The organism is Microvirga sp. M2, assembly GCF_047497095.1.
In the GTDB taxonomy this organism is placed as follows: domain Bacteria; phylum Pseudomonadota; class Alphaproteobacteria; order Rhizobiales; family Beijerinckiaceae; genus Microvirga.
In genome coordinates, this window is record NZ_CP134063.1 from 2,615,200 (window position 1) to 2,637,066 (window position 21,867).

General features: G+C 63.5%; 23 protein-coding genes. 10 read left to right on the forward strand and 13 right to left on the reverse strand.

What is annotated here, in order from left to right; genetic code table 11:
• Positions 1-98: 98 nt before the first annotated feature.
• Together RE429_RS12395 and RE429_RS12400 are read right to left on the reverse strand one after the other, a co-directional pair.
• Complete coding sequence (locus tag RE429_RS12395) at positions 99-524, reverse strand: hypothetical protein (RefSeq protein WP_414471073.1); 426 nt, start codon at positions 522-524, stop codon at positions 99-101.
• Positions 525-833: 309 nt separating this feature from the next.
• Positions 834-1,415 carry a peptidoglycan-binding protein gene (locus RE429_RS12400; RefSeq protein WP_414471074.1) on the reverse strand — a complete coding sequence of 194 codons (582 nt, stop codon included), beginning with the start codon at positions 1,413-1,415 and terminating at the stop codon, positions 834-836.
• Between the two features lie 289 nt (positions 1,416-1,704).
• On the opposite strand from RE429_RS12400, the gene RE429_RS12405 reads away from it, so the two are divergent.
• The 7 genes from RE429_RS12405 to mnhG all read left to right on the forward strand — a co-directional run bounded on the left by RE429_RS12405 (position 1,705) and on the right by mnhG (position 8,637).
• Positions 1,705-2,301, forward strand: coding sequence for a peptidoglycan-binding protein (locus RE429_RS12405; RefSeq protein ID WP_414471075.1), 597 nt, complete (start codon positions 1,705-1,707; stop codon positions 2,299-2,301).
• A 299-nt stretch (positions 2,302-2,600) separates the two neighbouring features.
• A complete protein-coding gene (locus tag RE429_RS12410) occupies positions 2,601-5,537 on the forward strand; it encodes a monovalent cation/H+ antiporter subunit A (protein WP_414471076.1) in 2,937 nt (978 codons plus the stop codon).
• Positions 5,537-5,884 (forward strand): Na+/H+ antiporter subunit C, encoded by a 348-nt coding sequence (locus tag RE429_RS12415; protein WP_414474185.1) that lies wholly within the window; start codon positions 5,537-5,539, stop codon positions 5,882-5,884. The genes RE429_RS12410 and RE429_RS12415 overlap by 1 nt, the downstream gene beginning before the upstream one ends.
• Positions 5,881-7,500, forward strand: coding sequence for a monovalent cation/H+ antiporter subunit D (locus RE429_RS12420; RefSeq protein ID WP_414471077.1), 1,620 nt, complete (start codon positions 5,881-5,883; stop codon positions 7,498-7,500). The genes RE429_RS12415 and RE429_RS12420 overlap by 4 nt, the downstream gene beginning before the upstream one ends.
• Positions 7,497-7,985: a Na+/H+ antiporter subunit E gene (locus RE429_RS12425; RefSeq protein WP_414471078.1), complete on the forward strand. Its 489-nt coding sequence runs from the start codon at positions 7,497-7,499 to the stop codon at positions 7,983-7,985. Before RE429_RS12420 ends, RE429_RS12425 begins: the two co-directional genes overlap by 4 nt.
• Entirely contained in the window at positions 7,982-8,263 is a 282-nt protein-coding gene (locus tag RE429_RS12430; protein WP_414471079.1) for a K+/H+ antiporter subunit F, read from the forward strand. Before RE429_RS12425 ends, RE429_RS12430 begins: the two co-directional genes overlap by 4 nt.
• The gene (gene mnhG / locus RE429_RS12435; protein WP_414471080.1) at positions 8,260-8,637 is read left to right on the forward strand and encodes a monovalent cation/H(+) antiporter subunit G; all 378 of its coding nucleotides are present in this window, start codon (positions 8,260-8,262) and stop codon (positions 8,635-8,637) included. The genes RE429_RS12430 and mnhG overlap by 4 nt, the downstream gene beginning before the upstream one ends.
• A gap of 182 nt (positions 8,638-8,819) precedes the next feature.
• On the opposite strand, the gene RE429_RS12440 is transcribed toward mnhG, so the two are convergent.
• On the reverse strand, positions 8,820-9,062 hold the full coding sequence (locus tag RE429_RS12440) for a helix-turn-helix transcriptional regulator (protein WP_414471081.1): 243 nt from the start codon (positions 9,060-9,062) through the stop codon (positions 8,820-8,822).
• Between the two features lie 118 nt (positions 9,063-9,180).
• Between RE429_RS12440 and RE429_RS12445 the strand changes: the two genes are divergently transcribed.
• The 3 genes from RE429_RS12445 to RE429_RS12455 all read left to right on the forward strand — a co-directional run bounded on the left by RE429_RS12445 (position 9,181) and on the right by RE429_RS12455 (position 10,526).
• On the forward strand, positions 9,181-9,342 hold the full coding sequence (locus RE429_RS12445; protein ID WP_414471082.1) for a hypothetical protein: 162 nt from the start codon (positions 9,181-9,183) through the stop codon (positions 9,340-9,342).
• Between the two features lie 132 nt (positions 9,343-9,474).
• Entirely contained in the window at positions 9,475-9,945 is a 471-nt protein-coding gene (locus RE429_RS12450; RefSeq protein ID WP_414471083.1) for a YbaK/EbsC family protein, read from the forward strand.
• Positions 9,946-10,292: 347 nt separating this feature from the next.
• The gene (locus tag RE429_RS12455) at positions 10,293-10,526 is read left to right on the forward strand and encodes a hypothetical protein (protein ID WP_414471084.1); all 234 of its coding nucleotides are present in this window, start codon (positions 10,293-10,295) and stop codon (positions 10,524-10,526) included.
• 48 nt (positions 10,527-10,574) lie between these two features.
• On the opposite strand, the gene RE429_RS12460 is transcribed toward RE429_RS12455, so the two are convergent.
• The 10 genes from RE429_RS12460 to ytfR form a co-directional block, all read right to left on the reverse strand.
• A complete protein-coding gene (locus tag RE429_RS12460; protein WP_414471085.1) occupies positions 10,575-10,712 on the reverse strand; it encodes a hypothetical protein in 138 nt (45 codons plus the stop codon).
• A 196-nt stretch (positions 10,713-10,908) separates the two neighbouring features.
• Entirely contained in the window at positions 10,909-11,661 is a 753-nt protein-coding gene (locus RE429_RS12465) for an SDR family NAD(P)-dependent oxidoreductase (RefSeq protein WP_414471086.1), read from the reverse strand.
• A 71-nt stretch (positions 11,662-11,732) separates the two neighbouring features.
• The gene (locus RE429_RS12470; RefSeq protein ID WP_414471087.1) at positions 11,733-13,208 is read right to left on the reverse strand and encodes an aldehyde dehydrogenase family protein; all 1,476 of its coding nucleotides are present in this window, start codon (positions 13,206-13,208) and stop codon (positions 11,733-11,735) included.
• 136 nt (positions 13,209-13,344) lie between these two features.
• The gene (gene mmsB, locus RE429_RS12475; protein ID WP_414471088.1) at positions 13,345-14,541 is read right to left on the reverse strand and encodes a multiple monosaccharide ABC transporter permease; all 1,197 of its coding nucleotides are present in this window, start codon (positions 14,539-14,541) and stop codon (positions 13,345-13,347) included.
• Position 14,542: 1 nt separating this feature from the next.
• Complete coding sequence (mmsA, locus tag RE429_RS12480; protein WP_414471089.1) at positions 14,543-16,072, reverse strand: multiple monosaccharide ABC transporter ATP-binding protein; 1,530 nt, start codon at positions 16,070-16,072, stop codon at positions 14,543-14,545.
• Between the two features lie 98 nt (positions 16,073-16,170).
• Positions 16,171-17,214 carry a multiple monosaccharide ABC transporter substrate-binding protein gene (gene chvE / locus RE429_RS12485; RefSeq protein ID WP_414474186.1) on the reverse strand — a complete coding sequence of 348 codons (1,044 nt, stop codon included), beginning with the start codon at positions 17,212-17,214 and terminating at the stop codon, positions 16,171-16,173.
• Between the two features lie 322 nt (positions 17,215-17,536).
• Complete coding sequence (locus RE429_RS12490; protein ID WP_414471090.1) at positions 17,537-18,310, reverse strand: FadR/GntR family transcriptional regulator; 774 nt, start codon at positions 18,308-18,310, stop codon at positions 17,537-17,539.
• A 14-nt stretch (positions 18,311-18,324) separates the two neighbouring features.
• Positions 18,325-19,284, reverse strand: a complete 960-nt coding sequence (yjfF, locus tag RE429_RS12495) for a galactofuranose ABC transporter, permease protein YjfF (protein ID WP_414471091.1) — start codon at positions 19,282-19,284, stop codon at positions 18,325-18,327.
• Complete coding sequence (gene ytfT, locus RE429_RS12500; protein WP_414471092.1) at positions 19,281-20,276, reverse strand: galactofuranose ABC transporter, ATP-binding protein YtfT; 996 nt, start codon at positions 20,274-20,276, stop codon at positions 19,281-19,283. The genes yjfF and ytfT overlap by 4 nt, the downstream gene beginning before the upstream one ends.
• An 8-nt stretch (positions 20,277-20,284) precedes the next feature.
• Positions 20,285-21,796, reverse strand: a complete 1,512-nt coding sequence (gene ytfR / locus RE429_RS12505; RefSeq protein WP_414471093.1) for a galactofuranose ABC transporter, ATP-binding protein YtfR — start codon at positions 21,794-21,796, stop codon at positions 20,285-20,287.
• Positions 21,797-21,867 lie beyond the last annotated feature (71 nt).

Sequence of the window (21,867 nt, forward strand, 5' to 3'; positions counted from 1 at the left end):
TGCTTCGACAGGCTCGCTATCGTATCGGCCCCGAAAGTGGAAGGCACATTCGGGGCAGAGGCTTAACGATGAGCGACCCGCATGCTGAAGCGGCGCCTTTACCGGCACCCCTGTTGGGCCTTGCGCGTCATGGCGGTAAAACCCTTCAGCGGAAAACTGTACTCTGTCTTGTTGCCGCGCCTCGATGTGGCTTCGATTGTGGCCACGCGTCCCTTCTCGAGCGCGCGGACGAATTCGGATTCGCGTTCGGTGCGACGCAGCCAAGCGTACTTGCCGCGGGGGATCATCGTGAACCTCTTGCCATCCACATCGACATGGATCGCCGTCGGTGCGAAATCATAGCCTGTTTGCAGACTGGCTTCCGTCCGAACCGCGCCGCGATTGAGCCAGCGAACGAACAACGTCACTCGCCCATGATCGAGCTGCTCCGGCTTCTTCGATGCCGCGTCGGAAAAGACGTAGCACGCGGAAATATTGCCTTCTCTCGTTTTCCAAGCACTCCAGCGTTCGTTCGATCCGAGCATGCGGGGGCTCTGCGCAAATGCGCAGGAGCTTGAAAGGACGACGAGAGCAAGGGCCGTGCTTGTGATTTTCATCTACGAGATACTCGCCTTGGTGTTGCAGGAGCCCGCAAACTTCCAAGGCGAGGTTACTCATTGGTAAATTTTTACGTGCTGAAATTCCGGAAGACGACGCGCAGTCCAATTTCGGCAAATTCCGTAGCGGCTTGCCGCCCGTTCAACAGGTTGTGAACACGGTGTGAATTCCACGACCGTCCGAGACCCGGCCGAATGAACCTGGTTTCGATGCCGCAACGCTCCCGAAGGGGTCGTTCAAGGAACGTCGCTTTGCGCGGCCATGACCTTGGCGGATCTCATGAGCGTCACGAGCGTCTGGGCATGGAGTTCGCCCGTGACGGGAAGCCCGGCCGCGCGCTGAAACTTCTCGATGGCCTCACGTGTCGAGGGACCCATCGCACCGTCGGCCTTGATCGTTCCGAAACGCAGCTGCGACAGTGCTTCCTGAGCGGCCACGATATCCTCTTTCGTAGGGCGCGGCTTGATGCTCAGAATTTCCGGCGACATTCCGACGCCTGGAAAAGCACCGCCCTGCTGCGCCGTGGCCAGCTGCTCTCGCGCCTTCGCCATGTCATCGGCAGCCTGCTCGGATTGCGTCGTGAGCTTCTGGATCTGCGACTGGGCATTCGAAAGCTCCTGCCGGAGATCTGCGAGTTCCCTGGCGCTCTCTTCGGTCTTCTGGCGTTGCGCCGAATATTGAGCCTGATAGTCCTGTAACGCAGCCGACTGCGTGCGGAGCTGCTCATCGAGCCCTGCAAGATTCCATGTGGAATAGAGAGACAGGCTCCAACCCGTAATCCCTGCAAGGATGAGCAGAGCGACAACGGTTCGATTCAAATAGATCCCATGTCCTTTCTGCTTCAGCGGCACGATCGTTCCTTCAACATTCCATTTCAGATTGGCGCGAGCGGTTTGGAAATAACCTAGCTGAAATCATGGTCAAAGCATGACCGTGCTGTCTGAAACGTCGCCCCTTCGTCGTGCTCTTCCGGTGATCGGGAGCTCGTATCCGATCCGCCGCAATCCATGTCGGCGGCGTACCGGGAATGTTTGCCCAGCCACGTTCGGGCCACATTGGCGGAGTTTAGGAAAGGCCTTGTGTTTTCGCGACCAAGCACGAGGAGAAATGATGACGGCAAGACACATGGCCGATCAGCGGACATTCAGCCATGTCCTCATCCTGGCGCTCGCGATCGGAGCCGCGACGGGTTGGGGCATGTGGTTCCTCTCCGGTCAGCGCTCCGACCGTATCGAACGCGAGCTGAGGCAACAGGTCTCGACACTCGCCCAGAGCCAGATGCGGATGCTCCACGAGCGCGAGACCGCCGAGGCTGCGAAATCCGACCTGGCGTCTCTCCAATCGCAGACCGCAGCATTGCGAAAGGAGATCGAGGAGCTGACACAGCGCCGCGACACCATTCAGGCGGGCGCGCCCGCGCCGAGTGCTGCCGAAAATGCGCCACCCGCGGCCGAGCGGACGAGCACTGCGGAGACTGGATCGGCGACGTCCCATCAGCAGGAGCAGGTCGTGGTCTCGACGGCGCAGAAGGCCCTTACCAGGCTCGGATATGGCAGGCTCGCCGCAGACGGCGTCATCGGGCCGAGCACACGGCAAGCCATCGAAGAGTTTCAATACAAGAACGGCATACCCGTGACCAGGGAGCTGGATGCGGCGACATTGCAACGGCTGGGCGGCCTGAACAGCGTGGCGGCGGCGGAGTGACGGCACTCCTCTCCCGAGCCTTCTTCGGGATCGGGCGGCCGACGGCTGTGAGTCGCAGCGACGCAGCCATGATCGGTCCGTGATCGCAGCGAGCCGATAGATGCAACGGTACAACGCCTACCGGGGGCATCGCATCGTACCCGTCGAGGCCCCAAAAAGCTCTCCCGCTCTGCCATAACGCCAAATTTATCTGGTAATGGCCTTGCTTCCGGCCGGGGACGTCAACCATATTGGGCGACATAGCACCCCATCTCGGAGTTCCGCCCGCGCTCCCCACCCGGAAGGAGATCGCTCACCTTATGCCCATTGACACGCCCCTCCTGGCCGTCGTCATCCTTCCGTTCATCGGGAGTCTCGTCGCTGCGTTCCTGCGTCAGGACGCCAGGAATGGCGCGGCCTTCCTGGCCGGAACCATAGCGTTCTGCTGCACAGCCCTCACGGCCGCCCAATACCCCGCCGTCAACCATGGCGGCGTGCTGCGCCTGAGCGTGGAGTGGCTGCCGACGCTGGGGCTGGATTTTACGCTGAGGATGACCGGCTTCACCTGGCTCTTCTCCATGCTGGTGACGGGCATCGGCTTTCTGGTCGTGCTCTATGCGCGCTACTACATGTCTCCGGCCGATCCGGTGCCGCGCTTCTTCGCCTTTCTTCTCGCCTTCATGGGCGCGATGCTGGGCATCGTGCTCTCCGGAAATCTGATCCAGCTGGTCTTTTTCTGGGAGATGACCAGCCTCTTCTCCTTCCTGCTCATCGGCTACTGGCATCATAACGCGAGCGCACGCGAAGGGGCCCGCATGGCTCTGACGGTCACGGCCACGGGCGGCCTGTGCCTTCTCGTCGGCGTCCTGCTGCTCGGCCATATCGTCGGCAGCTACGATCTGGATCGGGTCCTTGCGTCCGGCGCCCGAATCCGCGGCAGCGATCTCTATCTGCCCGCCTTGATCCTGATCCTGCTGGGAGCTCTCACCAAGAGCGCGCAGTTCCCGTTCCATTTCTGGCTGCCCCATGCCATGGCCGCGCCGACGCCGGTCTCGGCCTATCTGCATTCCGCCACCATGGTGAAGGCGGGCGTGTTCCTCCTGACCCTGCTCTGGCCCGTTCTCTCGGGGACGGACGCCTGGTTCTACATCGTGGTCACGGCGGGCCTCTCCACGCTTCTGCTCGGGGCTTACGCGGCCATCTTCCAGCAGGATCTGAAAGGCCTTCTCGCTTATTCCACCATCAGCCATCTCGGCCTGATCACGCTTCTGCTCGGGCTCGGCAGTCCGCTGGCGGCGGTCGCGGCGATCTTTCACACCATCAACCACGCGACCTTCAAGGCCTCGCTCTTCATGGCCGCAGGCATCATCGATCACGAGGCCGGAACCCGCGATATCCGGAAGTTGAACGGGCTGTTCCGCTTCATGCCGATCACAGCCACCCTGGCCATGGTGGCGGCGGCCGCCATGGCCGGTGTGCCCCTGCTCAACGGCTTTCTCTCGAAAGAGATGTTCTTCGCCGAGGCCGCGGCCTATCACGTCGATTCGCTTCTCGACCACTCCCTGCCCTACTTCGCCATGCTCGCCAGCGCCTTCAGCGTGGCCTATTCCCTCCGGTTCATCCATGGCGTGTTCTTCGGCAAGCCGGCGACCGATCTGCCCCGCACGCCGCACGAGCCTCCGCACTGGATGCGGTTTCCCATCGAACTTCTCGTCCTGCTTTGCCTGCTCGTGGGAATCCTGCCGGCGCTGACCATCAAGCCCTTCCTCACCGCGGCGGTGCGCGCGGTTCTGGGGCCGGATATGCCCTATTACAGCCTTGCGGTGTGGCACGGCTTCAACGAGCCTCTGCTCATGAGCGTCATCGCCCTCACCATGGGCATTCTTCTCTATTGGCTTTTGCAGGGCTATCTCGCGAAAGGCATCGACGGACCTCCGCTCATGCGGCGCCTCAAGGGCCAGCGCATCTTCGAGCGCATTCTCGTTGCGATTTCCTGGCGTTGGGCGCGCGCTCTGGAGCGGCTGATGGGCACGAACCGCCTCCAGCCGCAACTGCGCCTGCTCGTGGCCTTTGCGGTTCTGGCGGCGCTCTGGCCGCTCTATCAGCATGGGCTGCGGGTCGGCTCCCGGGTCAGCACGGAGTTCGATCCGGCTTTTCTTCTCCTCTGGATCGTCGGCTGCCTCTGTGCCGTCGGCGCGGCCCATCAGGCCAAGTACCACCGCCTCGCGGCCATGGTTCTCATGGGGGCCGCCGGGCTGGTCACCTGCATCACCTTCGTCTGGTTCTCGGCGCCCGACCTCGCCATCACCCAGCTCCTGGTCGAGATCGTGACCACCGTGCTCCTGCTCCTGGGCCTGCGCTGGATGCCGAAACGCTTCGAGAGGGCCGATGAGGGCCTCTTCGCCGGCTTCCGCGCAAGACTGCGGCGAGGGCGCGATCTCGCCCTCGCCATCGCGGCGGGCACCGGCATGTCGCTGATCGTATATGCGCTGCTCACGCAGCCTCTGCCCGACACCATTTCACGCTACTTCATCGAGAACGCCTATTCAGAGGGCGGCGGCCGCAACGTCGTCAATGTCATCCTGGTCGATTTCCGCGGCTTCGACACCTTCGGCGAGATCGTGGTTCTGGCCGTGGTGGCGATCACGGTCTTCTCGCTGCTGCGGAGGTTCCGCCCGGCCCCTGAGAGCGTCGATGCGCCCGAACAGCAGCAGATGCAGGACGCCTATGACGACGCGAGCCCGGACCGGGCGGTCGGCGATACGCTCTCGGACTATCTCGCGATCCCGTCCGTGATCATGCAGTGGCTCTTCCCGGTGATCGGGGTGTTCGCAATCTATCTCTTCCTGCGCGGTCACGACCTCCCGGGAGGCGGCTTCGCGGCGGGTGTCGCGCTCTCGATCGCCCTCGTCCTTCAGTACATGGCGGGCGGAACCCGCTGGGTCGAGGCGAGGCTGCGCATTCTGCCCATCAGCTGGATGGGACTGGGGCTCCTCTGCACCATCTTCACCGGCGCGGGGGCTTGGGTTTTCGGACGTCCCTTCCTCACCTCACATTTCGAATATGTGGAGCTTCCCCTCATCGGGAAGGTGCCCGCGGCAACCGCGCTCCTGTTCGACCTCGGCGTGTTCGCCGTCGTGGTCGGCGCCACCGTGCTCATCCTGATCGCGCTGGCTCACCAATCCATCCGCAGCCCCCGCATGGCCCGTGCGCCGCTGCCGTCCCCGCAACCTTCGACCGTGAGGGACGACGCATGATGGAGCTCATCTTCGCGGCGGCCGTCGGCATCCTGACCGCCTCGGGCGTCTGGCTTCTGCTGCGCCCGCGCACGTTTCAGGTCATCATCGGACTGTCCCTGCTCTCCTATGCCGTAAACCTCTTCATCTTCGCCATGGGGCGGCTCAGGATCGGCGCGGCGCCGGTCCTCGAGAATGCCCAGGCGACCGACCCGGCGCTCTACGCGGACCCGCTTCCGCAGGCGCTGGTCCTGACGGCCATCGTCATCGGCTTCGCGATGACCGCCCTCTTTCTGGTCGTCCTGCTGGCCTCGCGCGGGCTTACGGGAACCGATCACGTCGACGGCCGGAAGGACGCGCAAGGATGACCTGGCTCGATCATCTCATCATCCTGCCGGTCCTGCTTCCTCTCGTGTCGGGCGCCGTGATGCTCCTTCTCGACGAGCGCCGCCGTGTCCTCAAGGGCATACTCGGGATCGGGACGACGCTCGGACTGCTGGTCATCTCGATCGCCCTGCTGCGCATGGCCGATACGGCACCGGCTGCCGCGGACGCCTCGTCCGTCATGGTCTACCGGCTTGGCAACTGGCCCGCGCCCTTCGGCATCGTGCTCGTTCTGGACCGCCTCTCCGCCCTGATGCTCGTTCTGACGAGCGTGCTCGGTTTCGCATCGCTGCTCTACTCGCTTGCGCGGTGGCATCGAGCCGGACCGCGATTCCACACGATTTTTCAGCTCCAGCTCATGGGTCTCAACGGGGCCTTCCTGACCGGCGACCTGTTCAATCTCTTCGTGTTCTTCGAGGTGCTGCTGGCCGCCTCCTACGGGCTTGTCCTCCACGGAGCCGGACTGCTTCGCGTCAGGGCCGGCCTTGCCTATGTCGCCATCAATCTGACCGCTTCGTTCCTGTTCCTGATCGGCGCGAGCCTCGCCTACGGCGTGACCGGCACCCTCAACATGGCGGATCTCGCCTCGCGCATTCCCCATCTCTCCCCTGGGGACGCCGCTCTCATGGCGACGGCCGCCGCCATTCTCGGCACGGCCTTCCTGATGAAGGCAGGCGTGTGGCCGCTGTGTTTCTGGCTTCCGACCACCTATGCGGCCGCCTCCGCGCCCGCGGCTGCGGTCTTCGCGATCATGAGCAAGCTCGGGATCTATGTGGTCCTGCGCCTCTGGATGCTGATGTTCGGGGCGGATGCCGGATCCCTGGCCGGATTCGGCGGCATGTGGCTGCTCCTGGCCGGCATGCTGACCATCGTCTTCGGGACGGTGGGCGTTCTGGCCTCGCAATCCATGTCGCGGCTTGCCGGGTGCAGCGTCCTCATCTCGTCCGGCACCCTCGTCGCGGCGATCGGCACGGGAAACGACGCGGTCGTCGGTCCGGCGCTGTTCTATCTCATCAGCTCCACGCTGGCGATCGCCGCCTTCTTCCTGCTCGTGGAGCTGGTCGAGCGCATGCGCGATCCCGGCGCTGACGTACTGGCCGTGACGATGGAAGCCTACGGCGAGGACGACCTCTTCGAAGAGGAAGTGGGCGTCGCCATTCCCGCGACCATCGCTCTGCTCGGAGGCAGCTTCATCGCCTGCGCCCTTCTCCTGGCGGGCTTGCCGCCCTTGTCCGGATTCATTGCGAAATTCGCCATCATGGCAGCGATGCTCGGAACCGAAGGCGCAATCGCCGTCCAGACATGGGTGCTGATCGGGCTGCTGATCGTCTCGGGTCTTGCGACGCTGCTTGCGATGACGCGAACCGGCATCAGCACCTTCTGGGCGCGTCTGGACGACAGCGTCCCCAGAGTTCGGATCATCGAGATCACACCGGTTCTCTGCCTTCTGGCCCTCTGCCTCGGCCTCACCGTCGCGGGCGGCCCGGTCATGCGCTACCTCGACGCGACCACTCAGGCCCTGCGCGAACCACAGAGCTACGTCAACGGCGTGCTGTCGCCGCCGAAGACGGAACATGCCCGGGAGGAGAGCCGACCATGAGCTGGTTCCTGCCCTTCCCGCTTCTCTCCGCCGCACTCCTTGCCCTGTGGCTTCTCCTGAACCAGTCCCTGTCGGCCGGGCACGTGATCCTTGGCAGCGTGCTCGCCGTTCTGGGCTCGTGGGCCATGGCGGCGCTGAGGCCGGACAAGCCTCGGATCCGCCGCCCATTTGCAGCCCTGCGGCTCCTGGGCCTGGTCTTGTTCGACATTCTGCGTTCGAACATCGCCGTCGGACGGATCATCGTGCGGACTCGGGAGCCCGGAGCGAATGCCGGCTTCATGACCATCCCCCTCGACATGCGCAGCCGCCATGGGCTTGCGGTTCTGTCCATCATCATCACATCGACGCCCGGTACGATCTGGGTGAGTTACGACGCCGCCAAAGGCACCCTGTTGCTCCATGTGCTCGATCTCGTCGATGAGACCGTATGGATCGAAACGATCAAGTACCGCTACGAGCGGCTGCTGATGGAGATCTTCGAATGAGCAGCCTCATTTTCACATGGTCCATTCTCGCGGCACAGATGATGCTCGGTCTCGCCATGTGCTGCGCAACCTATCGCCTCCTCGCGGGTCCGCGGGCACAGGACCGCATCCTGGGGCTGGATACGCTCTATATGAACGCGCTTCTGATGGTTCTGACCTTCGGGATCAGGGTCGGCAACACGTTCTATTTCGAGGCGGCGCTCATCATGGGGCTCCTGGGCTTCGTGGCGACCGTCGCACTCGCGAAATTCCTCATGCGCGGCGAGGTCATCGAATGAGCGGCGCGGGCGAACTGCCGGCTTGGGCCGCGCTGGCGACGGCATTCTTCGTGTTGCTGGGGGCAGGCGTCACCCTCATCGGGTCGATCGGTCTCCTTCGGCTCGGCAGCTTCTATGCGCGGGTTCACGCACCGACGCTCGGCACCACCGTCGGCATGGCCAGCATCCTGGCGGGATCGGCCCTGTTCTTTAGCGTGCTTGAGGTCCGTCCCGTTCTTCATGAGATCCTCATTGCCGTGTTCGTCACCCTGACCACCCCGGTGACCCTGATGCTCCTCGTCCGCGCAGCGCTCTACCGCGACCGCACGGAAGGCAGCGGCGACATTCCGCCTGCGGACGATGCGGGAAACCCCGTTTCTCCGGAGGAGAGCTGACGCGGCGAGGCGAACAGGCCTGCGCGCCCGGCGCTAGAGCCTTTTCCGCAAAAGTGGATGCCGGTTTTGCAAAGAAAAGGCGTCTTTCTCAAACAACAGGAGCCTTTTCCATGAACCGAAGTTCATGGAAAAGGCTCTAGCGCATTGTGCGAAAAACCGGATCCACTTCGCCGAAAAAGGCGCTAATCGAACGGTCTCCGAAGCCTCACGCCTGGGCCGCCGCCCCCTGGCGGGATCAATTGGGCTCCGCCATCTTCGAAGGCGGCGGCGACCTGCGCTGCGGTCACGGGATTCAGGACATGACGCCCGTTCTCGAAATCGCGGATCGTGCTGCGCGAGACATTGGCGCGCTCCGCCAGCTCTTCCTGGGTCCAATCGAGGAGACCACGCGCGGCACGGCATTGTTCAGGAGACAGAAGCGGCATTCGAAACGTTCTTGCTGAGCCAGCACGGTGACAGACCCGAGTGAAGCTAGTGCGCTCGACCAGTGAGCGCAAGCCATGGCGCCGGGATCGCGGATTCGCGAAAGCCGACAGGGGATGCATGGGCATCGAGGCAACCATGTGCGGCACCTCACCGACCGGAGGCTTCCGTCATGCGAGAATTGATCATCAAAGGATGATCGCCATGGCCCACCATATCGTGCCGTTCGTGCTCGGTATCATCGCTCCCCTCACGCTGATCACCTGGCTCGTGTTCCAGTAGCCGGCACGACCATACACGGCGGAATCGCAACAGTCGAAATATTGTTTCGATTGCGACGTCAAGCGTCTTTCTTTGCCGGGAGACGTTGTGTATCCCTGCTGTGTCCCTTCATCCTCTCGGGAGTCACGAGCAATGAGTCTTGAATCCGTCCGCGCATTTTTCTCGGCGAACGCACCGGACATCGAGATTATCGAGATGGAAACCAGCACGGCCACCGTGACGCAGGCTGCGGAGGCCCATGGGGTGACGCCGGGGCGGATCGCGAAAACCCTGTCTCTCCGTGTCGGCGACCGCACCTTCCTGGTCGTGACCCGCGGCGATACGCGTCTCGACAACAGGAAGGTCAAGGCGGCGTTCGGGGGCAAGGCAACGATGCTGGATGCCGAACAGGTTCAGTCGCTGACCGGCCATCCTGTCGGGGGCGTCTGCCCGTTCGGCCTTGCAACGTCTTTGCAGATCTATTGCGATATTTCCCTCAAAGCGTTTGACGAAGTGGTTCCGGCTGCCGGATCCATCCATACGGCGGTCCGCATCTGCCCCGAACGCATGGCGACCCTCGTCGGAGCGGAATGGGTCGATGTCTGCCAGGAGCCGGCGGCATAAGGTTGCCGGCAATGAAAAGAGTTCATTAACCTTAAGCATTATTGCTCGGCGCATCGATATTTGGTTAATACTTTGCTATGAACGACAGAAATTCACATCCCGGCACCGATGCTCTCGCAAAGATTTGCGATCTTTTCGTGCTGGCAGTGGGCCTCGGCCTCCTGAGCCTTGCGCTCAACGTCGTCCGTGTTTGAACCCGAGATACGTGCCGGCTCGGACGTGCCGTAAATCCACAGATCCTTAACCCGCTGCGGCTAAATTTACCCCCGCCGAGGGTTGCGCCGATCGTTCACGACGTTTAGCAAGCCCGCACCGTTCGACGACTAAACCACTTCGGAGGAGCCTGAATGCCCCACGAAGCGTATTGCGTTGCATACCGCGACCGCCGTTGGTCTGTCCTCCACCAGGGCCGCGACCTCGGCGCCTTCCATTTTCGGACCACTGCGCTCAGATTCGCCGTGACGTCGGCCTATCGCGCCGGTGCGTCGCCTCACCAAAACGTCTATGTTCTCGATCGCAACGGCGCGCTTTACACGGTCTGGAATTGGACCAGAGACGGGATCAGCCTCGATTCCGAGTGAAGCGTTGCGCGAGCAGGACGGCTACACCGATTTCCGAACCGGGACCGATTATTCGGGCGCAAACGCGGTTCCGCCGCGCCGCAGTTCCATCCTTCCCTCGCGATCCAGGCGCATGATCTTGAAGGTCGGAGGAATGATGAGCCCCGCCATCGATGCAATCACTGCACAGGTCAACAAGGTCGCCATCTGAAGTTCCCCCTCGAGCCGAATCTGCTCCGGCAGGGATGAGCTTGGGATTTGATGCTTGCGGGAACCTTGCGACACGCCTTCGGCTCCCCGACGAACAGCCGTATCGCCTGTTCCGAAGGATGTCGCTCGGTGGCCCAAACGAAAAGCCGGCCCGCGGGCCGGCTTTCGGTCGATGGAGAGGGAGCCAGACCTCTCAGACCCAGCCGCCGTCCACGAGATAGGTCTGGGCCGACATCGCGCTCGAATCGCCGGAACCGAGGAAAAGGGCGAAGTTCGCGATGTCCTGAGGCACCAGCTTACGCTTGACGCATTGCCGCTTCAGCAGCTCCTTTTCCCCTTCCGGAGTGAGCCAGAGGTCGATCTGGCGCTGGGTCATGATCCAGCCGGGAACGATGCAGTTCACGCGGATGTTCTTGGGCCCCAGTTCCCGGGCCAGGGCACGGGTCAGGCCGACCACGGCGGATTTCGCCGTCTTGTAGGCCACGAAGGAATCGTCGCTCACCATGTAGCTCGTCGAGCCCATATTGATGATCGATCCCTCGCCGGCCTTTTCCATGTCCGGAAGCACCGCCTGGGCCGCGAAGAACTGATGGTCGAGGTTGGTGGCGAACCGCTCCCGCCAATAGTCCGGCGTGACCTGATCGACCGTATGCCGATCGTCCCTGGCCGCGTTGTTGACCAGAATCGTGATGGGTCCGAGCGCCTCACTCGCGCGGCGGATCGCGGCCTGCAGGGCCGGGACATCGCGGACGTCGCTGTGCTCGAAATGCACCCGCTCGCCGAGCTCCCTCGCCAGCGCCTCACCGGCTTGCGCATTGTAATCGAGGATGGCGACCTTGCTGCCCTGCGCATGGAAGGACCGCGCAATGCTCTCGCCGATGCCGCTGGCGCCCCCGGTGATGAGGACCGTCTTGTCCTTCAGGGAGCCGTAAATCGTCTGGGTCATGGAACTCTCGTCTGGATGTGGATCAGTCAGGGCGTTGCGGCATCCGTCCGCTGCAACGCCCTGAGGCGGGCTTACTCGCTTCCCTTGGTCTTGGGCACGTAAGGTCCGTTGCCGTCGAAGGTGTAGGCGGTCTTGACCGTGGTGTAGAACTCCTGGGCGTAGCGGCCCTGCTCGCGCGGCCCGTAGCTCGAACCTTTGCGGCCGCCGAACGGCACGTGATAGTCGACGCCCGCGGTCGGCAGGTTGACCATCACCATGCCGGCCTCGGCATGGCGCTTGAAGTGGCCGGCATGCTTCAGGCTCGTGGTGCAGATGCCCGACGACAGCCCGAACGGCGTGTCGTTGGCGATCGCCAGCGCCTCGTCATAATCCCGGGCCCTGATCACCGTCGCCACCGGCCCGAAGATCTCCTCGCGCGCCACCCGCATCCGGTTGTCGACCTCGGTGAACAAGGCCGGCGCGAGATAGAACCCGGGCGCCTCGCGCTTGAGCAGCTCGCCGCCGGCCACCAGCCGGGCGCCCTCGTCCTGGCCGATCTTGATGTACTTCAGATCCTGATCGAGCTGGCTCTGGTCGACCACCGGGCCGATCTGGGTGCCGCTCTTGAGCGCATCGTCGATCACCAGCCCCTGCATGCGCGCCTGCATGGCGGCCACGAACCGGTCGTGGATGCCGGCGGTCACGATCAGGCGCGAGGACGCGGTGCAGCGCTGGCCGGTCGAGAAGAACGCCGAGTTGATCGCGCACTCGACCGCCACGGCGAGGTCGGCATCGTCGAGCACCACCATCGGGTTCTTGCCGCCCATCTCGAGCTGGACCTTCTTCATCGGGTCGGCCGTGATGCAGGTCTGGGCGACCCGCCGGCCCGTCGGCACCGAGCCGGTGAACGAGATCGCGGCAACCTTCGGGCTCTGCAGCATGGCCTCGCCGACCACCGAGCCCTTGCCCATCACCAGGTTGAACACGCCCGCCGGCACGCCGGCCCGGATGATGATCTCGGACAGCGCATGGGCCGAGGCCGGCACCAGCTCGGCCGGCTTGAACACCACCGTGTTGCCGTAGGCGAGCGCCGGCGCGATCTTCCAGGCCGGGATCGCGATCGGGAAGTTCCAGGGCGTGATCAGGCCGACCACGCCGACCGGCTCGCGGGTGATCTCGACATCGACGGCCGGGCGCACGGAGGCCAGCTTGTCGCCGGCCAGCCGCAGGCACTCGCCGGCGAAGAAGTGGAAGATCTGGCCGGCGCGGGTGACCTCGCCGATGCCCTCGGGCAGGGTCTTGCCCTCCTCGCGCGAGAGCAGGCGGCCGAGCTCGTCCTTGCGGGCGAGGATCTCGTCGCCGACGGCCTTGAGAATGTCGTGGCGGGTCTGGATGGAGGAATGCGCCCAGGCCGGGAAGGCGTCGTAGGCGGCGTCGATGGCGGCCTGCGCCTCGGCGGCCGACGCCCGGGCGAACTCGCCGATCACGTCCCGGGTGTCGGACGGATTGAGGTTGGCCGAGGCTTCCGTGGCTCCAACCCATTCGCCTGCAATGTAGTTCTTCGTCATTTGCGTTCTCCATTCCCTGTGCAGGCCCAGATGCGCCCTTCCCTCCCGAAAGGCAAGACGGCCGGGCCGCCCGGTCTAGGCCTGGAGCATTGATCCCACTATGGAACAGCGCATCGCTGCGGAGCGGGGCCTTGTGTCACTTCTTCCGATTATAGACATCGAGAGACACGGCCGCGAGCAGCACCAGTCCCTTGATGACCTGCTGATAGTCGATTCCAATTCCGAGGATCGACATGCCGTTGTTCATGACACCCATGACGAAGGCGCCGATGACGGCTCCGGTGACCTTTCCGACGCCGCCCGTCGCCGATGCGCCGCCGATGAAAACGGCCGCGATGACATCGAGCTCGAAGCCGAGACCGGCCTTCGGGGTCGCCGTGTTGAGGCGTGCGGCGAAGATGAGGCCCGCGAGCCCCGCGAGCACCCCCATGTTCACGAAGGTGAGAAACGTCAGCCGCTCCGTCTTGATGCCCGAGAGCTTAGCGGCCTTCTCGTTGCCGCCCAGAGCGTAGATGCGCCGGCCGATCGTCGTGCGGTTGGTCACGAAGGCATAGAGCGCGATCAGCACCGCCATGATGACGAGAACGTTGGGCAGGCCGCGGTACGTCGCCAGCAGATAGCAGAACGCGATGACGAGAACCGCCAGGAGAGCGTTCTTGAAGACGAAAAGGCCGAAGGGCGCAGTCCCCACATTGTGTTTGAGTTGGTTCGCACGGCTGCGGGCGCTGAAGGAGACCAATGCCGCGACGCTCGCCACGCCGAGGAACAGGGCGGTGTAGTTGAACCCCTCCCCGCCGAAGACGTCCGGGATGAAGCCGGAACTGAGACGCTGGAAGACGACCGGGAACGGTCCGACCGACATGCCGCCGAGAAGCGCCAGCGTCAGCCCTTTGAAAACGAGCATGCCCGCCAGGGTCACGATGAAGGACGGTACCTTGAAATAGGCCACCCAGTAGCCTTGGGCCGCACCGATCAGGCCGCCGACCGCAAGGCATGCGATCGTCGTCGTGACGGGATCGATCCCCCACCGGACCATCATGATCGCGGCCAGGCCGCCGACGAATCCGACGATGGAGCCGACCGAGAGATCGATATGCCCTGCCACGATGACGAGCAGCATGCCGAGCGCCATGATGACGATATAGCTGTTCTGCAGAACCAGGTTCGTGAGATTCAGCGGGCGCAACAGGGTGCCATCGGTCACGACCTGGAAGAACAGCATGATCGCCAGAAGCGACAGCAGCATTCCGTAGTCGCGGAAGTGGGATTTGACGAAGTCCAGCCAGGACGTCGGCTGGGGAACGTGAAGCTCGTCGGCCGTTCTCGTATCCATCTCAGCGCCTCCCCGACTTGACGATAGCATGCATGATTTTTTCCTGTGAGGCCTCGGCGACGTCGAGCTCCGCGATGATCGCACCCTCGTTCATCACGTAGATCCGATCGCACATCCCGAGCAGCTCCGGCATCTCGGACGAGATCAGGAGGACACCCTTGCCGGCCTCGGCCAGGCCGTTGATGATCGTATAGATTTCATATTTGGCGCCCACGTCGATTCCGCGGGTCGGCTCGTCCAGGATCAGGATCTCCGGGTCGGAGAAGAGCCATTTGCTCAGGACGACCTTCTGCTGGTTGCCGCCCGACAGGTTCACGGCTTCCTGGAAGACGTTGGCGGAGCGGATCCGCATCCTCGCCCGGTAGTCGTTGGCGACGGCGAGCTCCCTGATGTCGTCGATGACGAGCCTGCTCGATACCCCTTCGAGATTTGCCAGCGTGATGTTCTTGCGGATATCCTCCTCGAGAACGAGGCCGTAGGTTTTCCGGTCCTCCGTGGCGTAGGCGATCCCGTTCGCAACGGCTTTCTCGACCGTACCGACATCGATCTCCGTGCCGCGCAGGAGAACCCGGCCGGAAACGTTCTGACCGTAGCTGCGGCCGAAGAGGCTCATGGCGAATTCCGTCCGGCCGGCGCCCATCAGCCCTGCGATGCCGACGATCTCGCCGCGCCGGATGCGCAGGTTGACGTTCTTGACCACCTGCACGTTCGAATGAAGGGGATGGTAGGCCGACCAGTTCTCGACCTGGAAGATCGTCTCTCCGACATGGGCCTGCCGCTTCGGGTAGCGATCGGCCATGGTGCGTCCGACCATGCCGCGGATGATCCGGTCCTCGCTGATCGCCTCGGCCTTGCAATCCAGGGTTTCGACCGTGCTGCCGTCACGAAGCACGGTGATGGAATCGGCGACCTTCGATATCTCGTTGAGCTTGTGCGAGATCAGGATCGAGGAAATGCCCTGGGCCTTGAACTGCAGGAGCAGGTTCAAGAGCGCGTCGCTGTCCTTCTCGTTGAGGCTCGCCGTCGGCTCGTCCAGGATGAGCAGCTTGACCCTTTTGGAAAGGGCCTTGGCGATTTCGACGAGCTGCTGCTTGCCGACGCCGATATTGGTCACCAGGGTATCGGGCGCTTCGTCGAGGCCGACGATCTTGAGCAATTCCTTCGTGCGGGCGAAAACCGCCGACCAGTCGATGACCCCGTATGTCGCCTGCTCGTTGCCGAGGAAGATGTTTTCCGCAATCGACAGAAGCGGCACGAGCGCCAGCTCCTGGTGGATGATGATGATGCCGAGCTCTTCGCTGTCGGCGATGCCCTTGAAACGGCGCTCCTGCCCCTCGTAGACGATCTGCCCGGAATAGGAGCCGTGCGGATAGACGCCGCTCAGCACCTTCATCAGCGTCGACTTTCCGGCGCCGTTCTCGCCGACCAGCGCATGGATCTCGCCGGATTTCACGGTGATGTTGACGTTGTCCAGCGCCTTCACGCCCGGAAACGTCTTGGTGATCCCCCGCATCTCAAGGATCGCGTTCATCGCTCACACCTCAGGCAACTCGAGGACAAGGCGCGGAGCCTTTCAGAAATGAGCAGGGACCCTGCGCAACGGCGCAGGGTCCCTCACCCGTTCGAGGCTTACTTGAACTGCTCTTCCTTGTAGTAGCCGCTGCCGACCAGAACGTCCTTCCAGTTCGAGGCGTCGACATTGACCGGCTTCAGCAGATAGGCCGGAACGACCTTCACGCTGTTCTCGTAGGTCTTGGTGTCGTTCACCTCCGGCTGCTTGCCCGACAGAACGGCGTCGACCATGTTGGCCGTGACCTTGGCGAGTTCGCGGGTATCCTTGAAGACCGTCTGGGTCTGCTCCTTCGCGAGGATCGACTTCACGGAAGGCACTTCGGCATCCTGGCCGGTGATGATCGGCATGGGCTGCTGGGCGGAACCGTAGCCGACGCCCTTGAGCGAGGAGATGATGCCGATGCTCAGGCCGTCATAGGGTGAGAGCACCGCATCCACGCGCTTGTCGGTGTAGTAGGCGGAGAGCAGGTTATCCATGCGCGCCTGGGCGACGGCGCCGTCCCAGCGCAGGGTCGAGACCTTGTCCATGCCCATCTGACCGCTCTGCACCTTGAGCTTGCCGCTCTTGATGTAGGGCTCGAGCACCGACATGGCGCCGTTGTAGAAGAAATAGGCGTTGTTGTCGTCCGGCGAGCCGCCGAAGAGCTCGATGTTGAACGGCCCCTTCCCTTCCTTGAGGCCCAGAGCCTTCTCGATATAGCCGCCCTGCAGAACGCCGACCTGGAAGTTGTCGAAGGTCGTATAGTAGTCGACATTCTTCGAGTTGCGGATGAGGCGATCATAGGCGATGACCTTGATCCCCTTGTCGGCGGCCTGCTGAAGAGCGTCCGACAGGGTGGTGCCGTCGATGGAGGCGATCACCAGCACCTTGGCGCCTTTGGTGATCATGTTCTCGATCTGGGCGAGCTGGTTCGGAATGTCGTCTTCGGCGTATTGAAGATCGACGTTGTAGCCCTTCTCCTTCAGCGCCTTGACCATGTTGTTGCCGTCGTCGATCCAGCGTGCGGACGATTTCGTCGGCATGGCCACGCCCACGGTACCCTTATCCTGCGCCAGCGCCGGGTTGAGAAGGCCCGCAGCTCCGATCGCCAACGCTGCGATTGCAGTCGTGAAAGTCCTCAAGGTCGTTCTCCCTTATGATCCTATGGCCGAGCCGGGCGGTCCATGGTTGTGCCGGCTCATATCTAGAGTTCCGATACGGCGGGCCTAGGCGGCTTAGGATCTCCTCGTCCGGAGGAGCATCGTCCAAGCGCCGGCGTCCTGAGCAGGCTCTTCTGGAGGAGCCCTTGAGCATCGCATATCAGGCGATTTACCCGTGAAAGTCACGCGCTCAATCGCCCAATAATACTATAATACTATTTTGCCATAGAGAAGTGCCCGGAGCCGATCGCGTCCGGCTCGGCCGCGGTGGGAGAGTTCGCGTTTAATCGCTTGTAAAAGCGTGGGTTTCGATGCTCGTGAGGGCGTCTTCGCCGTGCTTGATCCGGATGCGCTCGGCGGCCTGCATGATCAGGTCGGACATGGCCTGGCTGGCCGCCGGAGGGTCTCGCCGCTCGATCCCATCGAAGACGGACTGATGCTGCTCCATGACCTTCCGGAAGCTGTCGTCGCTCGACACGGGCGAGCTGATCGTGAAGGATGTCGCAAGCGCTGCGCCGATGACGGAGCCGATGGATTGCAGGAACGGGTTCCCGGAGGCCTCCAGAATGGCCTGATGGAAGGCAAGATCGGCCTTGGTGAAGCCCTGCCGGTTGGTCGCGCAGCCATACATCGCCTGAAGGGCGCCGCGCATGTTCTCGAGTTGCTTGGGGCTCCGTCGCAGGGCCGCGGAGGCGCAGGCGAAGGGCTCGAGCGTCTGGCGGATCTCGAAAAGCCACCCGAGGAACTTCGCGTCGACCCCGAGTTCGAGGTGCCATTCGAGGATATCGGAGTCGAACATGTTCCAGTTGTTCCGGTCCAGAACCTTCGTGCCGACCTTGGTCTTGGACTCGATGAGCCCTTTCGCCGCGAGGGTCTTCAGGGCCTCGCGGAGGGCCGTCCGCGAGACGCCGAACAGTTCCATCAGCTCGGCGTCGCCCGGCAGGATGCTGCCGACCGGAAACCGTCCCCTCATGATGTTCTGGCCGATGCCGTGCGCCACGAGATCGTGGGCGGATCGCGTTCGCGCGGGCTTCTGCAGATCGTTTGCCAAAACCATGGGCTGCCTTACCTCTATCTTGCCCGGATCGATGCCGCCGACAGCCCCCTCTGAAGGACGATGAAGGCGAACAGGAGCGCCCCGATCGCGATCTTCGTCCACCAGGAACTCAAGGTTCCCTCGAAGGTGATGTAGGTTTGGATCAATCCCTGGATGAGCACCCCGACCAGCGTGCCGATGATTGTCCCGGAGCCTCCCGTCAGAAGCGTGCCGCCGATGACGACGGCCGCGATCGTGTCGAGCTCGACCCCGGTTGCTGCGAGGGAATAGCCCGCGGAGGTATAAAAAGAAAAGACGATTCCCGCCAAGGCCGCCAGAAAACTCGACAGCATATAGATCCTGACCGTGGTCTTTCCGACCGGAACGCCCATCAGCTGGGCCGACGTCCGGTTGCCGCCGAGAGCGTAGACATTCGCCCCGAAGCGCGTGAAATGCGCCAGCACGGTACCGGCGGCGAAGACCAGGAGCATGGCCATCGCGATGAAGGTCAGGCGCCCCCCTCCCGGAAGATGAAACGCGATATCCGTGATCTGGCCATAGGCCGGGGCATCGATCGGAATGGAATCCGTCGTGAGCACGAAGCACATGCCGCGCGCCAGGAACATCCCGGCCAGGGTGACGATGAAGGCCGGAAGCTGGAAGGCATGGATCAGCACGCCCATGCCGGCGCCGAACAGAGCCGCGATCCCGAGGATCAGACCGAAGGCCAGATAAGGGTCGACGCCGTAGCGCTCGATCGCCACCGCGAGGAAGACGCCGGTGAACGCGATGACGGAGCCGACCGACAGGTCGATCCCGCCCGAAAGAATGACGAAGGTCATCCCGACCGCGACGATCCCCAGAAAGGCATTGTCGGTCAGAAGATTGCCGATGACGCGGGTCGAGGCGAAGCTCGGGAACTGCGCGAGGCAGATCAGGTATCCGGCGACGAACACGGCCAAAGTGATCAGAACCGGCAGGTGACGGCGGATCATGCCTTACCCCTTCTCCAGATGGCCCGGAAGGCCGCAAGGACGGGCGACTGCGCCAGCAGAACCGCCAGCACGACGATGGCCTTCACGATCAGGTTGTATTCCGGCGGATAGCCGCTGAGCAGAATGCCCGTGTTCATGGCCTGAATGATGAGCGCCCCGACCACCGAAAGGCCCAGACTGAACCGCCCGCCGAAGAGCGACGTTCCGCCGATGACCACCGCCAGGATGGCGTCGAGTTCCAGCCAGAGACCCGCATTGTTGGCATCGGCGCCGCGGATGTCCGCCGTGATGATGAGGCCCGCGATGGCCGCGCACAGGCCGCACCACATATAGACCGCGACGATCACGGCCTTCGTGCCGATGCCCGCATAGGCGCTCGAGCGCACATTCGCCCCGATGGCTTCGATGAACAGGCCCAGAGCGGTCCAGCGGACGACGAGATGGGTGACGAGCAGCATCGCAAGCGCGATGACGACGGGCATCGGCAGCATCAGGAAGGAGCCGCTGCCGATGGCCGCGAAGCCTTCGCTGACGAAGGTGATGATCTGCCCTTCGGTGATGAGCTGGGCGAAGCCGCGCCCCGCCACCATGAGAATGAGGGTCGCGACGAAGGGCTGGATTTCAAGGACCGCGACGAGGATTCCGTTCCAGAGGCCGCAAGCCAACCCGATGCCGACGGCCGCCGCCAAGGCCACGGGAAGCGGGTAGCCCTGCGCCGTCAGGGCGGCCGCCATGGCTCCGGCGATGGCCATCACGGCGCCGACCGAGAGATCGATGCCGCGCGTCGCGATGACGAGCGTCATCCCGAGCGCCAGGATCGCGACCGGTGCGCCGCGGTTGAGCACGTCGATCAGGCTGCCGAACAGCCGCCCGTCCTGGAGGCGAAGGGCGAAGAAATCGCGGAACACCAGCCAGTTGACGAGAAGAACGACCGCGAGCGCCGCGATCTGCGGCAAGCCCTTGGGGAGCGATCGAGGGGCGATGGCCTGCATGACGCCGCTCATTGATGGCCCGCGATCGTCGTCATGATGGTATCGGCATTCACATCGCCTCCCGAGAGCTCGCGCACGTGTTTCCGGTCGCGGAGCACGACGACGCGGTCGCTGTAGGACGCGATCTCCTCCAGCTCGGACGAGATGACGAGCAGGGCGAGACCGTCCTCGCAAAGGCGTTCGATCAGGCGGATGATCTCGGCATGGGCGCCCACATCGATGCCGCGGGTCGGCTCGTCGAGGATGAGAAAGCGCGGCTCGGTCGCGAGCCAGCGTGCCAGCAGCGCCTTCTGCTGATTGCCGCCCGAGAGCAGGCCGATCGGCTTCTCCGCATCGGGCGTGCGGATGTCGAGGAGCCTGATGAAGCGGTCGGCGATCTCATCCTGCTTGCGCCTGGGAAGCATATGCAGCCAGCCGCGCTGTGCCTGAAGGGCCAGGATGATGTTCTCCCGGATCGACAGCTCCGCGACGATGCCTTCCGTCTTGCGGTCCTCGGGGGTGAAGCCGAAGCGCAGCCGGGACGCATCCCGGGCGGATGCGATGCGCACGGGTTTGCCGTCGACATAAGCCTGTCCGCTATCGGCCCTCTCGATTCCGAAAACGAGCTTCGCCGTTTCGGTCCGCCCCGATCCGAGGAGCCCGGCGAGCCCGACGACCTCGCCCGGGCGAACGGCAAGATCGAACGGTTCGAGGAGGCGGCGCCGGCCGTAATTCTCGAACGCCACGAGGGGAGCGCCCGTGACGGAGGACCGCTGGTTGCGGTGGAGGGCTTCCGCCGCGAGTTCGCGGCCCAGCATCATCGCGACAAGTTCGATGCGCGGCAGTTCCGCCGTCTGACGGGAGCCGACAAGCCGCCCGTTGCGGAGAACGGTGATCCGGTCGCACACGGCATAGACCTGGTCGAGAAAGTGGGTGACGAAGACGATCCCGATGCCGCGCGCCTTCAGGTCGCGGAGAATCCCAAAGAGGGTTCCGACCTCCTGGGCGTCCAGGCTGGCGGTCGGCTCATCCAGGATCAGCACCTTGGCCGAGAGATCGACGGCACGGGCGATCGCGACGATCTGCTGAACGGCGACGGAGAAGCTGCCCAACGGGTCGGCCGCGTTGATGTCGAGGCCGTAGGTCGAGAGGAGTTCGGCGGAGCGCCGGCGCATCTCGCCGGTCCTGACGAGGCCGAACCGGTGCGGCTGCCGGCCGATGAAGAGATTTTCCGCCACGGAGAGATTGGGAAGGAGATTGACCTCCTGATAGACGGTTCCGATCCCGAGCGAGAGAGCATCCGCGGGATCCCTCGCTTCGATGTCACCGCCATCGAGGCGGATGCTTCCCGCATCGCGCCTGAAGACCCCCGTCAGCACCTTGATCAGGGTCGACTTGCCGGCGCCGTTCTCGCCCAGAAGACCGTGGATCTCGCCCGCATGCAGCGTGAAATCCACCCGATCGAGAGCCTGAACCCCCGGGAATCCCTTTGTGAGGCCGCCGATCTCGAGGAGACCGGGCCGATCGTTCACTGCCTGCATGCCGCCTTGCCCGCTCACCGCGACGTCGCCGTCTCCGGCAAAACCTGAGAGGCGACAGGCGCCGTCGCGCC